The organism is Escherichia sp. WS1265, assembly GCF_046487585.1.
In the GTDB taxonomy this organism is placed as follows: Bacteria; Pseudomonadota; Gammaproteobacteria; order Enterobacterales; family Enterobacteriaceae; genus Escherichia; species Escherichia coli.
On record NZ_JBJQJE010000012.1, the window covers coordinates 1 to 16234 of the forward strand.

Below are 16234 nucleotides of genomic sequence, written 5' to 3' on the forward strand. Positions count from 1 at the left end.
CTGACGCGCCGCCGGTTTTCCGCTCATCTGCTCATCCTTGTTTTATCGGGTTATTTGTCTGCTGACAGGCGAAACCCTACAGATTTATAAGAAAGCCTTAAGTGAGATATCTGTCAGATAAGAACAATTAGGAAAATATTTATATATGTTTCATGAATATATGTTTCGATTGGTATAACGGTGTCTAAATATTCCTCTGAACATCTTCCTGATACAAAAAAACCGCCAGCGTTTCCGCTGGCGGTTTTCAATGTATTCAGAACTCAGCAATCAGTAAAAATCACCAGTTGCCTTTTCTGCCTGATCCATCCACACCGGTTTCTCGCTGGTTTTCGACCAGACGCGGTGCAGGTAGCTGTAAAAGCGGGCGCGGTCTTTCCAGAAAAGCATGAAAGGCAGCGCCAGAACGCCCGCTGCAACCGCATAAGTACGGCGTAAAAAGATAAGCCATGCAGGATATTCTCTGTAGAGTTCCATACTTTTCTCCCCCTTTTGTATCTACCCGGTGAATGGCACCGGAAAAATGAATTTGTTTATCTGATGAAAATAGTACCGCCTTTTGTGTAATTTTACTACTCATCCGACCACTTATTTTTGCTTATTGATGGTTTATTTACATTCACCGTGTAATTAAGTTACACAAAAGTTAAATTAATACTAACCATCAGTTAAATCATGGCTTTTGCCATTTTTATACTTTTTTTACATCCCGCCCGAAGATTTTTGCGAAATCTTTGCAGCCAGAATTCTACCCTTCCGGTATCACTTTTAGGCCACTGGAGGTGCACTGTGAGTGCAGGCGTGATAGCCGGCGTGTTGCTGGTGTTTTTATTACTGGGTTATCTGGTTTATGCCCTGATCAATGCGGAGGCGTTCTGATGGCTGCGCAAGGGTTCTTACTGATTGCCACGTTTTTACTGGTGTTAATGGTGCTGGCACGTCCTTTAGGCAGCGGGCTGGCGCGGCTGATTAATGACATACCTCTTCCCGGTACAGCGGGTGTTGAACGCGTACTTTTTCGTTTACCTGGCGTCTCTGACAGTGAGATGAACTGGAAGCAGTATCTCTGTGCCATTCTCGGCCTGAACATGCTGGGGCTGGCGGTGCTGTTTTTTATGTTGCTCGGTCAGCACTATCTGCCGCTTAATCCACAGCAGTTGCCGGGGCTGTCGTGGGATCTGGCGCTGAATACTGCCGTCAGCTTTGTCACCAATACCAACTGGCAATCTTACAGCGGTGAAACCACGTTGAGCTATTTCAGCCAGATGGCGGGCTTAACGGTGCAAAACTTTCTTTCTGCCGCCAGCGGGATTGCGGTGATTTTTGCCCTCATCCGTGCGTTTACCCGCCAGAGCATGAGCACACTCGGGAATGCCTGGGTCGATCTGCTACGCATCACGTTATGGGTGCTAGTCCCTGTGGCGTTGTTGATCGCATTGTTTTTTATTCAACAAGGTGCGCTGCAAAACTTTCTGCCCTATCAGGCGGTGAATACCGTTGAAGGAGCGAAACAGCTGTTACCAATGGGGCCGGTGGCTTCTCAGGAAGCGATCAAGATGCTCGGCACTAACGGTGGTGGCTTCTTTAATGCCAACTCGTCGCATCCGTTTGAAAACCCAACCGCACTGACCAACTTCGTGCAGATGCTGGCGATCTTCTTGATCCCAACAGCGCTGTGCTTTGCCTTTGGTGAAGTGGCGGGCGATCGCCGCCAGGGGCGCATGTTGCTGTGGGCGATGTCAGTGATTTTTATCATCTGCACAGGCGTGGTGATGTGGGCAGAAGTTCAGGGTAATCCGTATCTGCTGGCACTGGGCGCGGACAGCAGCATCAATATGGAAGGTAAAGAGAGTCGTTTCGGCGTGCTGGTCAGTAGCCTGTTTGCGGTCGTGACTACGGCGGCTTCCTGCGGCGCGGTGATTGCGATGCATGATTCGTTTACCGCTCTTGGTGGCATGGTGCCGATGTGGCTGATGCAAATTGGTGAAGTGGTGTTCGGCGGTGTCGGTTCTGGTCTTTACGGCATGATGCTGTTTGTCCTGCTGGCGGTGTTTATTGCCGGGCTGATGATTGGTCGTACACCGGAATATCTGGGTAAAAAAATCGACGTACGCGAGATGAAACTGACTGCACTGGCAATTCTGGTTACCCCGACGCTGGTGCTGATGGGCGCGGCGTTGGCGATGATGACCGACGCCGGACGTAGCGCCATGCTCAACCCTGGCCCGCATGGTTTTAGCGAAGTGCTGTACGCCGTGTCATCCGCCGCTAACAACAACGGCAGCGCCTTTGCCGGATTAAGCGCCAACTCTCCGTTCTGGAACTGTTTACTGGCGTTCTGCATGTTTGTCGGTCGCTTCGGGGTGATTATCCCGGTGATGGCAATTGCCGGTTCGCTGGTGAGTAAAAAGAGCCAACCCGCCAGCTCCGGCACGCTGCCAACGCACGGCCCGCTGTTTGTTGGCCTGTTAATCGGCACCGTGTTGCTGGTTGGCGCACTGACCTTTATCCCTGCCCTGGCGCTTGGTCCGGTGGCGGAATATCTCTCCTGATGATATTGAGTGAGCACTGAATATGAGTCGTAAACAACTGGCGCTATTCGAACCAACACTTGTCGTTCAGGCGCTGAAAGAAGCGGTGAAAAAATTAAACCCGCAGGCGCAATGGCGCAATCCGGTGATGTTTATCGTCTGGATCGGCAGTCTGCTGACCACCTGTATTAGCATCGCGATGGCAAGCGGTGCGATGCCCGGCAATGCGCTGTTTAGCGCGGCCATTAGCGGTTGGCTGTGGATCACCGTACTGTTCGCTAATTTCGCCGAGGCGCTGGCAGAAGGCCGCAGTAAAGCGCAGGCCAACAGTCTGAAAGGGGTGAAAAAAACTGCCTTTGCCCGCAAGCTGCGTGAGCCGAAATATGGCGCTGCGGCGGACAAAGTTCCTGCCGATCAACTTCGTAAAGGCGATATCGTACTGGTAGAAGCTGGCGATATTATCCCCTGCGATGGTGAAGTCATTGAAGGCGGCGCATCGGTCGATGAAAGCGCCATCACCGGGGAATCGGCACCGGTGATCCGTGAATCCGGCGGCGATTTTGCCTCCGTCACTGGCGGCACGCGTATTCTTTCTGACTGGCTGGTGATTGAGTGCAGCGTTAACCCCGGCGAGACATTTCTGGATCGGATGATCGCGATGGTGGAAGGCGCGCAGCGACGCAAAACGCCGAACGAGATTGCCCTGACCATCCTGCTGATTGCCCTGACCATCGTCTTTTTACTGGCAACCGCCACGCTGTGGCCATTTTCCGCGTGGGGCGGTAATGCAGTCAGCGTAACGGTACTGGTGGCGCTGCTGGTCTGTCTGATCCCAACGACCATTGGCGGTCTGTTGTCAGCGATCGGCGTCGCCGGGATGAGTCGGATGCTGGGCGCGAATGTGATTGCCACCAGCGGACGTGCTGTTGAAGCGGCGGGTGACGTTGACGTCCTGCTGCTGGATAAAACCGGCACAATCACGCTAGGTAACCGTCAGGCATCGGAGTTTATCCCTGCACAGGGCGTGGATGAAAAAACGCTGGCCGACGCCGCACAACTGGCTTCGCTGGCTGATGAAACGCCGGAAGGTCGCAGTATTGTGATCCTCGCCAAGCAGCGTTTTAACCTGCGCGAGCGCGATGTGCAGTCGCTCCACGCAACCTTTGTACCGTTTACTGCGCAAAGCCGGATGAGCGGGATCAACATCGACAACCGCATGATCCGTAAAGGTTCTGTCGATGCCATTCGCCGCCATATTGAAGCTAACGGCGGTCACTTCCCTGCCGATGTCGATCAAAAAGTCGATCAGGTTGCGCGTCAGGGGGCCACGCCGCTGGTGGTGGTGGAAGGTTCCCGTGTGCTGGGCGTTATTGCGCTGAAAGATATCGTCAAAGGCGGCATTAAAGAACGCTTCGCGCAACTGCGCCAAATGGGCATTAAAACGGTGATGATTACCGGCGATAACCGTCTGACTGCCGCCGCGATAGCTGCGGAAGCGGGTGTCGATGATTTTCTCGCCGAAGCGACACCAGAAGCCAAGCTGGCATTGATTCGTCAGTATCAGGCAGAAGGCCGTTTAGTGGCGATGACCGGCGACGGCACCAACGATGCTCCGGCGCTGGCGCAGGCAGATGTCGCGGTGGCGATGAACTCCGGTACTCAGGCGGCGAAAGAAGCGGGCAATATGGTGGATCTCGACTCTAACCCGACCAAGTTGATCGAGGTGGTACATATTGGCAAACAGATGCTGATGACCCGTGGCTCGCTCACTACCTTCAGCATTGCCAACGATGTAGCGAAATACTTCGCCATTATTCCGGCGGCGTTCGCGGCAACATATCCGCAGTTAAATGCGCTGAACATCATGCGCCTGCATTCGCCCGACTCCGCAATCCTCAGTGCGGTCATTTTCAACGCCTTGATTATCGTCTTTTTGATTCCCCTGGCGTTAAAAGGCGTGAGTTATAAACCGCTTACCGCTTCTGCCATGTTGCGCCGTAACTTATGGATTTACGGTCTGGGTGGGCTGCTGGTGCCATTTATTGGTATCAAAGTCATTGATTTACTGCTGACCGTTTGCGGTCTGGTGTGAGGTTTACCATGCGTGGATTACGTCCGGCATTATCGACATTTATCTTTCTGTTATTGATTACTGGCGGCGTTTACCCGCTGCTAACCACCGCGCTGGGGCAATGGTGGTTTCCCTGGCAGGCCAACGGTTCGTTGATTCGTGAAGGTGATACGGTGCGCGGTTCGGCATTAATCGGGCAGAATTTTACCGGCAACGGCTATTTTCATGGTCGCCCGTCGGCAACGGCAGAAATGCCCTATAATCCACAGGCTTCTGGCGGGAGCAATCTGGCGGTCAGTAATCCTGAGCTGGATAAACTAATAGCCGCACGCGTTGCTGCATTACGGGCCGCTAACCCGGATGCCAGCGCGAGCGTTCCGGTTGAACTGGTGACGGCATCGGCAAGCGGGCTGGACAATAACATCACCCCGCAAGCGGCAGCCTGGCAGATCCCACGTGTGGCGAAAGCGCGTAATCTCAGCGTTGAACAGCTCACGCAACTGATCGCAAAATACAGCCAACAACCGCTGGTGAAATATATCGGCCAGCCGGTCGTCAACATTGTCGAACTCAATCTGGCGCTGGATAAGCTTGATGAATAACGAACCCTTACGTCCCGATCCCGATCGTCTGCTGGAACAAACTGCCGCGCCGCATCGGGGGAAGCTGAAAGTTTTCTTCGGTGCCTGCGCAGGCGTCGGGAAGACCTGGGCGATGCTGGCAGAAGCCCAGCGACTGCGGGCGCAAGGGCTGGATATTGTGGTTGGCGTGGTAGAAACCCACGGGCGGAAAGATACCGCCGCAATGTTGGAAGGGCTGGCTGTTCTGCCGCCCAAACGCCAGGCGTACCGTGGGCGGCACATCAGCGAGTTTGATCTCGATGCCGCCCTCGCCCGCCGTCCGGCACTGATCTTAATGGACGAACTGGCGCACAGTAATGCGCCAGGTTCTCGTCATCCTAAACGCTGGCAGGACATCGAAGAGCTGCTGGAAGCTGGCATTGATGTTTTCACAACCGTCAACGTTCAGCATCTGGAAAGTCTGAATGATGTGGTCAGCGGCGTCACCGGAATTCAGGTACGGGAAACCGTGCCCGATCCTTTTTTTGATGCCGCCGACGACGTAGTGCTGGTGGACTTGCCCCCGGACGATCTGCGCCAGCGACTGAAAGAAGGCAAAGTCTATATTGCCGGGCAGGCGGAGCGCGCCATTGAACATTTTTTTCGTAAAGGTAATCTGATCGCCCTGCGCGAACTGGCACTGCGCCGTACTGCCGATCGCGTTGATGAGCAAATGCGCGCCTGGCGGGGGCATCCTGGCGAAGAGAAAGTCTGGCACACGCGCGACGCGATCCTTTTATGCATCGGGCATAACACCGGCAGCGAAAAACTGGTCCGCGCGGCGGCGCGGCTGGCGTCACGGCTGGGAAGCGTCTGGCACGCGGTGTATGTTGAAACCCCTGCCCTGCACCGCTTACCGGAGAAAAAACGTCGGGCAATTCTCAGCGCCTTACGTCTGGCGCAGGAGCTGGGCGCAGAGACGGCAACACTTTCTGATCCAGCGGAAGAGAAAGCGGTAGTGCGTTATGCCCGTGAACATAATCTCGGCAAGATTATTCTCGGTCGCCCAGCCTCGCGCCGCTGGTGGCGTCGGGAAACGTTTGCTGACCGACTGGCGCGCATCGCCCCCGATCTCGATCAGGTGCTGGTCGCGCTTGATGAACCACCCGCCCGCACGATTAACAACGCGCCGGATAGCCGCTCTTTTAAAGACAAGTGGCGGGTACAGATTCAGGGATGCGTGGTTGCCGCCGCGTTATGCGCCGTTATCACCTTAATTGCCATGCAGTGGCTGATGGCGTTTGATGCCGCCAACCTGGTGATGCTGTATCTGCTTGGCGTGGTGGTGGTGGCGCTATTTTATGGACGCTGGCCTTCGGTGGTTGCCACCGTCATTAATGTGGTGAGTTTCGATCTCTTTTTTATCGCCCCACGCGGCACGCTCGCCGTCTCTGATGTGCAATATCTGCTGACCTTCGCGGTGATGTTAACCGTCGGGCTGGTGATCGGGAACCTTACTGCTGGCGTGCGTTATCAGGCGCGGGTAGCCCGTTACCGCGAGCAACGCACACGGCACTTATATGAAATGTCGAAAGCTCTGGCTGTGGGCCGCAGTCCGCAGGACATCGCCGCCACCAGCGAACAATTTATTGCCTCCACGTTTCATGCCCGCAGCCAGGTGTTGCTGCCTGATGACAACGGTAAATTGCAGCCGTTAACACATCCGCAAGGAATGACGCCGTGGGACGATGCCATCGCGCAGTGGAGTTTTGATAAAGGCCTGCCTGCGGGTGCGGGCACCGACACGTTACCCGGCGTGCCGTACCAGATTTTGCCGTTAAAAAGCGGTGAGAAAACCTACGGACTGGTGGTGGTGGAGCCGGGGAATCTGCGCCAGTTGATGATCCCGGAACAGCAGCGCCTGCTGGAGACGTTTACGCTGTTAGTCGCCAATGCCCTTGAGCGGCTGACGCTAACCGCCAGCGAAGAACAGGCGCGGATGGCAAGCGAACGAGAACAGATCCGCAACGCTCTGCTGGCGGCACTTTCGCATGATTTACGCACGCCGCTCACGGTGTTATTCGGTCAGGCAGAAATCTTAACGCTCGATCTGGCAAGCGAAGGATCGCCCCACGCCCGCCAGGCCAGCGAGATTCGTCAGCATGTGCTGAACACGACCCGACTGGTGAATAATCTACTGGATATGGCGCGAATTCAGTCCGGCGGCTTTAATTTGAAGAAAGAGTGGTTAACGCTGGAAGAAGTGGTCGGCAGCGCGCTGCAAATGCTGGAACCGGGTTTATCGTCGCCCATCAATCTTTCTCTGCCAGAACCGCTGACCTTAATCCACGTTGACGGGCCACTGTTTGAACGGGTGCTGATTAATCTGCTGGAGAACGCGGTGAAATACGCGGGTGCGCAGGCCGAAATTGGTATCGATGCCCACGTTGAGGGCGAAAATCTACAACTGGATGTCTGGGATAATGGCCCCGGTCTTCCGCCAGGCCAGGAGCAGACGATATTTGATAAGTTTGCTCGCGGGAATAAAGAGTCGGCGGTGCCGGGTGTAGGGCTTGGGCTGGCAATTTGTCGGGCGATTGTGGATGTACACGGCGGCACCATTACCGCGTTCAACCGACCGGAAGGTGGTGCCTGTTTTCGTGTTACACTTCCCCAGCAAACTGCCCCTGAACTTGAAGAATTTCATGAGGATATGTGACAAACGTTCTGATTGTTGAAGATGAACAGGCTATTCGTCGCTTTCTGCGCACAGCGCTGGAGGGCGACGGGATGCGCGTCTTTGAGGCCGAAACGCTGCAACGCGGCTTGCTGGAAGCGGCAACCCGTAAGCCAGATTTGATTATTCTCGATCTCGGCCTGCCCGATGGCGATGGAATTGAGTTTATCCGCGACCTGCGCCAGTGGAGCGCAGTGCCGGTGATTGTGCTTTCCGCACGTAGCGAAGAGAGCGACAAAATCGCCGCGCTGGATGCCGGAGCGGATGATTACCTGAGTAAGCCATTTGGTATTGGCGAATTGCAGGCACGTCTGCGCGTCGCTTTACGCCGCCACTCCGCCACCACCGCGCCCGATCCGCTGGTGAAATTTTCCGATGTTACCGTCGATTTAGCGGCTCGTGTGATCCATCGCGGTGACGAAGAGGTGCATCTCACCCCGATTGAGTTCCGCCTGCTGGCAGTGTTGCTTAATAATGCGGGAAAAGTGCTCACCCAGCGCCAGCTCCTCAACCAGGTGTGGGGGCCAAACGCGGTCGAACACAGTCATTATTTGCGTATTTATATGGGGCATCTGCGACAAAAACTGGAGCAAGATCCCGCCCGCCCCCGCCACTTCATTACTGAAACCGGTATTGGGTATCGGTTTATGCTTTAGGGTCTGAATTGCCGGATGCGGCGTGAACGCCTTATCCGACCTACATATCGTCCCGTAGGCATGATAAGACGCGTCAGCGTCGCATCAGGCATGGCACTCATCGCGATATGTTTAATGCGTATTTATCTGTTTCAACTCTTGCTGGCATTTTTCTGACTGGCAGCGTCGCAACTCGATAATCCCGACATGCATCATCGAGCCAAAAAATCCGCTTTCGCTGACATAATCCTCATTAACAATCGGTCGAGTGCCAGGCTTGCCCTGGCAAACCCGCATAAAAAATGAGGTGTAGCACTGCCAGCCACGATTTAAACTGCTCTTTTCTTGTGGTGACATATCGTGAAGATAAGTAAGTTCTTTTTCGTTCCCGCCTGACAACTGCCAGCGGCGGGTATTATCAGGTAAGTTATCGCCACGGCAATTTGTCTTACACCGGGAAGGCGCAATATTTACCGCAATGCTCCCCGTTAATCCTCTGGTTTTATCTTTAGGGGTCAGTAACCAGTCACCAGCTAATGATGATTGTTCAGGTTGGGCGCATGCTGTCAGCAGTAGTGTGGCGGTAATTAATGTCACTCTGACGACCAGACTCCTTTTGGTCTTCATTTTGAATTCCCTTGAGCTATTCAGTTTGTTGACAAATTGCTCGTTGTTCATGCCGGATGCGGCGTGAACGCCTTACCCGGCCTACAAAATCGCGTAAATTCAATATATTGCACCATCTTCCCAGGCCTGATAAGCGTAGCGCATCAGGCAGTCATAAGTAAAAAAGGGCGATCTTCCGACCGCCCTTTTTCTTATTAAATGTGTTTACGCGTTTTTCAGAACTTCGCTAACAATCTCAACCGCTTCTTTCTCAATCTGCTTGCGATGTTCTTCCCCGAGGAAGCTTTCACAATAGATCTTATAGGCGTCTTCCGTGCCTGACGGACGCGCGGCGAACCAGCCGTTGTCAGTCATCACTTTCAGACCGCCAATAGAAGCACCATTACCCGGAGCCGCCGTCAGGCGTGCGGTGATCGGGTCACCTGCCAGGGTGCTGGCGCTCACCATTTCCGGAGACAGCTTAGACAGCGCCGCTTTTTGTGCGGAAGTCGCTGCTGCCTGCAAACGGTTGTAGCTCGGCGCACCAAAGCGTTTTGCCAGTTCGTTGTAGTGTTCTTGCGGGTTCTTACCGGTAACGGCAGTGATTTCCGCCGCCAGCAGACACATAATGATGCCGTCTTTGTCGGTGGACCACGGCGTGCCGTCGAAACGCAGGAAGGAAGCCCCTGCGCTCTCTTCGCCGCCAAAGCCGAAGCTGCCGTCGAACAGACCATCAACAAACCATTTGAAACCTACCGGGACTTCTACCAGCTTACGGCCCAAGTCATTGACCACACGGTCGATCATCGCAGAAGAAACCAGCGTTTTACCGACAGCAACATCTTTGCCCCACTGCGGACGATGCTGGAACAGGTAGTTGATCGCCACCGCCAGGTAGTGGTTCGGATTCATCAAACCTGCCGGAGTGACGATACCGTGACGGTCATAATCCGGGTCGTTAGCAAACGCCAGATCGAACTTATCACGCAGTGCCAGCAGGCCCGCCATCGCACACTCGGAGGAGCAGTCCATACGGATCGCACCGTCTTTATCGAGGTGCATAAAGCGGAAGGTTTGATCGACCTGATCGTTAACGATGGTCAGGTTGAGGTTGTAATACTCGCCAATGCGCTTCCAGTATTCGATACCGGAACCACCCAGCGGATCAACGCCCAGCGTCAGGCCCGCTTTCTGAATCGCCGCCATATCAACGATATCGGCCAGCCCTTCCACAAACGGCTGCACCAGATCCTGCTCTTTCACATGACCGGATGCCATCGCTTCGTCGAGGGAGATACGCTTCACGCCTTTCAGGCCATCAGCCAGCAGTGCGTTGGCTCTGTCTTCCACCACTTTAGTGACGTTGGTATCAGCCGGGCCACCATTTGGCGGATTGTACTTGATACCACCATCTTCCGGCGGGTTATGGGACGGTGTAATCACGATACCGTCTGCCAGCGGGCCACCTTTTTTATTGTGAACCAGGATGGCATTGGAAACGGCAGGCGTCGGAGTGAAGCCATTGTTTTCCTGCACAATAACATCTACGCCGTTCGCTGCCAGCACTTCCAGTACGGAAATGAACGCAGGCTCGGACAGGGCGTGAGTATCTTTACCCACATAGCAAGGGCCAGTGATGCCGTTTTTCGCACGTTCTTCAGCAATTGCCTGAGCGATCGCCAGAATGTGCGGCTCGTTAAAGCTGTGGCGCGCTGCACTGCCACGGTGACCGGAAGTACCGAATTTCACCGCGTGCTCCGCATTCCCTGCTTCTGGTTTCAGTACATAATATTGCGCCGTCAGTTGGGCGACGTTAATCAAATCACTCTGTTGTGCAGGTTGGCCTGCACGATTGTGGATTGCCATTGCTTTGTCCTTTGTCTGCAACGTTTTAGATAGTTCCGCAAACCTTCTCAATCAATTCCGCCGGGAATTGCATCGACTGCATGATGTGTTCGATCATGCTGCATTTACGGCCGGTGTTGGTGTTGGTGATCACCCAATACGGCGTGCCAGGCACATGTTTCGGCTTGGTCTGATTACCATTTTTCAGCAGCGTTTGTTCATCTGCCGCAAAGTAAACGCGTGTACGACCGTGCAACGATTCCGTTGCCTCGGCAAACGCCTGGGCGTCAAGAGAATATAGTGTAGACAACAGCAGCATAAAGCGATTGACCGCTCGCTTTTGCTCTGCGTATTCATCCGAAAGCAGAAGTTCACGCATTGCGCGAACCTTGTCTTTAATCGTTTTGACCGGCTTCGCTTCGACGATAGCAGGTGACGCAACGCGAACCTCTTTCGTCACCGGAGCAGCAGGCTGTGATGCGGCGGAAAATTTCAACATACGCCGTAAAATGTCGGATGCGCTCTCGCCGATATGCTTAGTGTGGCTGGCAATATAGCTGTAGAGTTCATCATCAACTTCAATCGTTTTCATCTTAATCCAGTGCAGTGTCTTAGCTGAATACAAGTCGCCAGGAGTATATGAATAAATCCCGGCAGCGGATAGCGTCAAGCCTGGCTTGCAGAAAAACTCGGAATAAACCTTATTTGTTGCAGCCCTGTGGCACAATGGTCAACATAATACCCTAACCCGACAACGCGAAAAAAAGAACTTTGCCATGAAATTGAATATCCGCGCGCAAACTGCACAAAACCAGCACAATAATTCTCCCATCGTTCTTGTCCACGGTCTGTTTGGCAGCCTCGACAACCTTGGCGTACTGGCTCGCGATCTGGTAAACGATCACAATATCATCCAGGTTGATATGCGTAACCACGGTCTTTCACCGAGAGATCCGGTAATGAATTACCCGGCGATGGCCCAGGATCTTGTTGATACCCTGGATGCACTGCAGATCGACAAAGCAACATTTATCGGTCACTCCATGGGCGGTAAAGCGGTAATGGCACTTACTGCACTGGCCCCCGATCGCATCGATAAATTGGTGGCGATTGACATCGCGCCGGTCGACTATCACGTACGCCGTCATGATGAGATTTTCGCGGCTATCAACGCCGTCAGTGAATCGGACGCACAAACTCGCCAGCAAGCAGCAGCAATAATGCGCCAGCATCTTAATGAAGAAGGGGTGATTCAGTTTCTGTTGAAATCTTTTGTTGACGAGGAGTGGCGCTTTAACGTGCCGGTATTGTGGGAACAGTATCCGCATATTGTGGGTTGGGAGAAAATCCCGGCATGGGATCACCCTGCCCTGTTTATCCCAGGCGGCAATTCTCCGTATGTTAGCGAGCAGTATCGTGATGATTTACTGGCGCAATTTCCACAGGCGCGTGCACATGTGATTGCTGGCGCGGGTCACTGGGTCCATGCTGAAAAACCGGATGCGGTATTACGCGCTATCCGTCGCTATCTCAATGATTAACGTAACTGATTAAAAACCCAGCGTCCGCGTCGCTTTCCGCGCGTGGGCGTTGGCGTGACTCATCGCGCTGATGTATTATGGCGCGCTATCCATCCGGGCAGAAGCCTGGCTGATTGTTTCCCCCGAAGTCACCAAGATCATGGCCAAAGAACAAACGGACCGTACGACATTAGATCTGTTCGCGCACGAGCGTCGACCGGGACGACCGAAAACTAATCCGCTTTCGCGCGATGAACAGCTGCGTATTAATAAACGCAACCAGCTAAAACGCGACAAAGTACGTGGCCTTAAGCGTGTCGAACTGAAGCTGAACGCGGAAGCTGTCGAGGCACTGAACGAGCTGGCAGAATCGCGCAATATGAGCCGTAGCGAACTGATCGAAGAGATGTTAATGCAGCAACTGGCGGCGCTGCGTAGTCAGGGCATCGTTTAAATTTCCACTTTCATGTAGCACAGTGTGCAGTCCTGCTCGTTTGCTGATTCCGCAAGACTGCCTGTTCTGCTATGATTGCCTTTATCCGTGGGCAATTTTCCACCCCCATTTCAATAAGTTTCAAGAGGTTATTTCACTCATGGCTATCACTGGCATCTTTTTCGGCAGCGACACCGGTAATACCGAAAATATCGCAAAAATGATTCAAAAACAGCTTGGTAAAGACGTTGCCGATGTCCATGACATTGCAAAAAGCAGCAAAGAAGATCTGGAAGCATATGACATTCTGCTGCTGGGCATCCCAACCTGGTATTACGGCGAAGCGCAGTGTGACTGGGATGACTTCTTCCCGACTCTCGAAGAGATTGATTTCAATGGCAAACTGGTTGCGCTGTTTGGTTGTGGTGACCAGGAAGATTACGCAGAATACTTCTGCGATGCATTGGGCACCATCCGCGACATCATTGAACCGCGCGGTGCAACCATCGTTGGTCACTGGCCAACCGCGGGCTACCACTTCGAAGCGTCAAAAGGTCTGGCAGATGACGACCACTTTGTCGGTCTGGCTATCGACGAAGACCGTCAGCCGGAACTGACCGCTGAACGTGTAGAAAAATGGGTTAAACAGATTTCTGAAGAGTTGCATCTCGACGAAATTCTCAATGCCTGATGTGATGCGGCGTAGACTCATGTCTACGCCGTATTAATAGATAATGCCAATCAAAATAATTGCTACAAATTTGTAACTTTTGCTGTTGTACCTGTACAATGTCCCGGTGTTCAAGTGGCCTTGCCGTTGTAAATGTAAGCAGTGCCACGTTTTATTAACAATATTTGCCAGGGACTTGTGGTTTTCATTTAGGCGTGGCAATTCTATAATGATACGCATTATCTCAAGAGCAAATTCTGTCACTTCTCCTAATGAAGTGAACCGCTTAGTAACAGGACAGATTCCGCATGACTGATAACAATACCGCCCTAAAGAAAGCTGGCCTGAAAGTAACGCTTCCTCGTTTAAAAATCCTGGAAGTTCTTCAGGAGCCGGACAACCATCACGTCAGTGCGGAAGATTTATACAAACGTCTGATCGATATGGGTGAAGAAATTGGTCTGGCTACGGTATATCGCGTACTGAACCAGTTTGACGACGCTGGTATCGTCACCCGCCACAATTTTGAAGGCGGTAAATCCGTATTTGAACTGACACAGCAACATCACCACGATCACCTGATCTGCCTCGACTGCGGCAAGGTTATCGAATTTAGTGATGATTCCATCGAAGCGCGTCAGCGTGAAATTGCCGCAAAACATGGCATTCGCCTGACTAACCACAGTCTCTATCTTTACGGTCACTGTGCCGAAGGCGATTGCCGCGAAGATGAGCACGCGCACGAAGGCAAATAAGCCAGCCGGAACGAGAAAAGCCAACCTGCGGGTTGGCTTTTTTATACACGGGAAATAAGAAAAGCGAGAGTTACAGCTCTCACTTATTTGTTATTACTGCGAATTTCCTGCCAGACCTTATCACAGTCGGCTTTTACCGCCTGATCATTTCCGGTTTGCGTTGCGCGCAGACACTGCTGATAATCCAGTACGCGTACACTTTCCTGGTCGGCAAAATGCTGATGTTGTTTCTCTTTCTTCAGCACGTTTAACACGCTCTGGCAGGCTTCAATTTTTTCCGGCGAACCTTGCGCGGTGTTGATACAGGCGCTGTAAGCCTCTTTCAGACGACTGTCTTCCTGTGGCGCGGTTGATTGCGCACAAGCCACCAGCCCCGATGCCATCATGGCGATGAGAATCAGTTTTTTCATAGCAAATTCCTCAAATGTGCGGCAGGCACAAAACCTGCCGCGTCAGGCATCAGAAGATGGTGAATGGTGCGATTACCATAAATTTCACGTCACGCTCATCCTGGAAGATGTTGCCGTAACCACCGCCCCAGCTTGGGATGTCGGAGTGGTTGTCGTATTCGGTGAAGTGCAGTTTGAACATCGTGCCTTTGGCGCGGCCGTCCTGAATGGTGTACACCGCATCCAGGCTGTAGGCAGACTCTTCAATAGTCCGGTTTTTATCGTAGTACGCATCCGGATTGCTCTGCCAGGTCGCAGGTTTAGCATCCCATGCGTAAACGTAGGAAGCGCCGATGGCGAAGCCTGGAAGATTCCAGTTTTTCAGGTCATACATCGCACCGAAGAAGACCGCTTTTTCGCCGTTAGCGTTGAAGTCAGAACGGTTATCCCACCAGATATCCAGGCGACCGTTCGAGGAAGCGTAGGTTGGAGTCATACGTTGCAGGAAGTATCCCTGCTGACCGTCAGCTTTAACCCAGGTGCCTTCGAGGCGCAAATCCACTACGTCAGCCGCCCGGTAACCAAAGGTCAACGCTTGCAGCCAGGCGGTGCCGTCATAAAGATCGTTGACGCTGCGATCGTCAACTTTATCGCGGGTACCGTAGAACTGGTAGCTGGTGGTTAACGGGCTACCGGCGATATCAAATTTGTAGCTGGCTTTGGCAAAATATTGATCGATATACCCTTCTGCCTGACCAAATGCCGCTTCCAGTACAAAGTTATTTTTGAAGTCGTACTTCGCACCAATAGAATGCAGATAATCAACTTTGGTGGTTTTATCGTTCTGATAAAACTCATCCATTTCCAGATGCCACGGTGCTTTGTATTCGTTGGTCCACATGTAGGAGAAACTCAACGCACCAGCATCGCCGTAATCAAAATTCGCTCCGGCTTCCGCACCCTGATAAGTACCTGGCATAAAGCTCCAGTGCGGCGCTAACAGCGTCTGACCGGTTGGCTGAATATAACCTGCCCTCGCCCAAACCGGACCGTATTTAAATTTGGCCGCAGCTTTATACAGGCTTATACCGCTTTTGTCGCCGGACCAGTCTTCGTCATAGGCTTTATTACTTTTTGAAAACGCGATTTCGTTCGGGTGAGAGCTGTCGCCGTTTTCCGCCATTTCAATCGCCGTAAACGCAGCAATATCAAGGCCGAACATATCAGCAGCATAACCGGACTGAAAATCGAGGTTGGCATTCCAGGTGGAGTGAGAAAGGTTGGTTTTGTATTTGTCGCCGTCGGTAACATCTTTACGGTCGCGTTCACGCTGCCAGTAATAGATACCGCCGGTTAAGGTTGAATCGTCGATGAATCCTTCGGCGCGAGCCTCCGGCATTGCCATAAAGCCCGACATTGCTGTAACACCGGCGATAGCCAGCGCCAGCGTACTACGTTTGCCACTAAACGTACGCATGGGTT

At 52.9% G+C, this 16234-nt stretch carries 17 protein-coding genes; 11 read left to right on the forward strand and 6 right to left on the reverse strand.

Going from position 1 to position 16234, the window contains the following annotated elements; all coding sequences use genetic code 11:
• Window positions 1-270 precede the first annotated feature (270 nt).
• Window positions 271-477 (reverse strand): YbfA family protein, encoded by a 207-nt coding sequence (locus ACJHX3_RS13150; RefSeq protein WP_000424926.1) that lies wholly within the window; start codon window positions 475-477, stop codon window positions 271-273.
• 312 nt (window positions 478-789) lie between these two features.
• Here ACJHX3_RS13150 and kdpF point away from each other — a divergent pair, with 312 nt between their 5' ends.
• The 6 genes from kdpF to kdpE are packed head-to-tail and all read left to right on the forward strand — an operon-like array spanning window position 790 to window position 8555.
• Entirely contained in the window at window positions 790-879 is a 90-nt protein-coding gene (gene kdpF / locus ACJHX3_RS13155; protein ID WP_001365534.1) for a K(+)-transporting ATPase subunit F, read from the forward strand.
• The gene (kdpA, locus tag ACJHX3_RS13160) at window positions 879-2552 is read left to right on the forward strand and encodes a potassium-transporting ATPase subunit KdpA (protein ID WP_094321792.1); all 1674 of its coding nucleotides are present in this window, start codon (window positions 879-881) and stop codon (window positions 2550-2552) included. The genes kdpF and kdpA overlap by 1 nt, the downstream gene beginning before the upstream one ends.
• 22 nt (window positions 2553-2574) lie before the next feature.
• Entirely contained in the window at window positions 2575-4623 is a 2049-nt protein-coding gene (gene kdpB / locus ACJHX3_RS13165) for a potassium-transporting ATPase subunit KdpB (protein ID WP_024216568.1), read from the forward strand.
• Between the two features lie 8 nt (window positions 4624-4631).
• Window positions 4632-5204 (forward strand): K(+)-transporting ATPase subunit C, encoded by a 573-nt coding sequence (gene kdpC, locus ACJHX3_RS13170; protein ID WP_001366451.1) that lies wholly within the window; start codon window positions 4632-4634, stop codon window positions 5202-5204.
• On the forward strand, window positions 5197-7881 hold the full coding sequence (gene kdpD, locus ACJHX3_RS13175) for a two-component system sensor histidine kinase KdpD (protein WP_001301349.1): 2685 nt from the start codon (window positions 5197-5199) through the stop codon (window positions 7879-7881). The genes kdpC and kdpD overlap by 8 nt, the downstream gene beginning before the upstream one ends.
• A complete protein-coding gene (kdpE, locus tag ACJHX3_RS13180; RefSeq protein WP_000186073.1) occupies window positions 7878-8555 on the forward strand; it encodes a two-component system response regulator KdpE in 678 nt (225 codons plus the stop codon). The genes kdpD and kdpE overlap by 4 nt, the downstream gene beginning before the upstream one ends.
• A gap of 111 nt (window positions 8556-8666) precedes the next feature.
• Here the strand turns inward: kdpE and ACJHX3_RS13185 are convergent, their stop codons facing one another.
• The 3 genes from ACJHX3_RS13185 to seqA all read right to left on the reverse strand — a co-directional run bounded on the left by ACJHX3_RS13185 (window position 8667) and on the right by seqA (window position 11577).
• Window positions 8667-9161 (reverse strand): hypothetical protein, encoded by a 495-nt coding sequence (locus ACJHX3_RS13185; RefSeq protein ID WP_001308486.1) that lies wholly within the window; start codon window positions 9159-9161, stop codon window positions 8667-8669.
• Between the two features lie 204 nt (window positions 9162-9365).
• Window positions 9366-11006, reverse strand: a complete 1641-nt coding sequence (gene pgm / locus ACJHX3_RS13190; RefSeq protein WP_001297249.1) for a phosphoglucomutase (alpha-D-glucose-1,6-bisphosphate-dependent) — start codon at window positions 11004-11006, stop codon at window positions 9366-9368.
• Window positions 11007-11031: 25 nt separating this feature from the next.
• Window positions 11032-11577 carry a replication initiation negative regulator SeqA gene (gene seqA / locus ACJHX3_RS13195; protein ID WP_000848387.1) on the reverse strand — a complete coding sequence of 182 codons (546 nt, stop codon included), beginning with the start codon at window positions 11575-11577 and terminating at the stop codon, window positions 11032-11034.
• 184 nt (window positions 11578-11761) lie between these two features.
• On the opposite strand from seqA, the gene ybfF reads away from it, so the two are divergent.
• The 5 genes from ybfF (at window position 11762) to fur (ending at window position 14363) form a co-directional block, all read left to right on the forward strand.
• Window positions 11762-12526, forward strand: a complete 765-nt coding sequence (gene ybfF / locus ACJHX3_RS13200; protein WP_024042057.1) for an esterase — start codon at window positions 11762-11764, stop codon at window positions 12524-12526.
• A gap of 139 nt (window positions 12527-12665) precedes the next feature.
• Window positions 12666-12959: a LexA regulated protein gene (ybfE, locus tag ACJHX3_RS13205; protein WP_001300829.1), complete on the forward strand. Its 294-nt coding sequence runs from the start codon at window positions 12666-12668 to the stop codon at window positions 12957-12959.
• A 139-nt stretch (window positions 12960-13098) separates the two neighbouring features.
• A complete protein-coding gene (gene fldA / locus ACJHX3_RS13210; RefSeq protein WP_001018618.1) occupies window positions 13099-13629 on the forward strand; it encodes a flavodoxin FldA in 531 nt (176 codons plus the stop codon).
• A 208-nt stretch (window positions 13630-13837) separates the two neighbouring features.
• Complete coding sequence (uof, locus tag ACJHX3_RS13215; protein WP_001695552.1) at window positions 13838-13924, forward strand: fur leader peptide; 87 nt, start codon at window positions 13838-13840, stop codon at window positions 13922-13924.
• Window positions 13917-14363 carry a ferric iron uptake transcriptional regulator gene (fur, locus tag ACJHX3_RS13220; RefSeq protein WP_000131702.1) on the forward strand — a complete coding sequence of 149 codons (447 nt, stop codon included), beginning with the start codon at window positions 13917-13919 and terminating at the stop codon, window positions 14361-14363. Before uof ends, fur begins: the two co-directional genes overlap by 8 nt.
• 83 nt (window positions 14364-14446) lie before the next feature.
• Here the strand turns inward: fur and chiQ are convergent, their stop codons facing one another.
• Window positions 14447-14773: a ChiQ/YbfN family lipoprotein gene (gene chiQ, locus ACJHX3_RS13225; protein WP_000733588.1), complete on the reverse strand. Its 327-nt coding sequence runs from the start codon at window positions 14771-14773 to the stop codon at window positions 14447-14449.
• 49 nt (window positions 14774-14822) lie between these two features.
• Window positions 14823-16229: a chitoporin ChiP gene (gene chiP, locus ACJHX3_RS13230; protein ID WP_001258828.1), complete on the reverse strand. Its 1407-nt coding sequence runs from the start codon at window positions 16227-16229 to the stop codon at window positions 14823-14825.
• Window positions 16230-16234 lie beyond the last annotated feature (5 nt).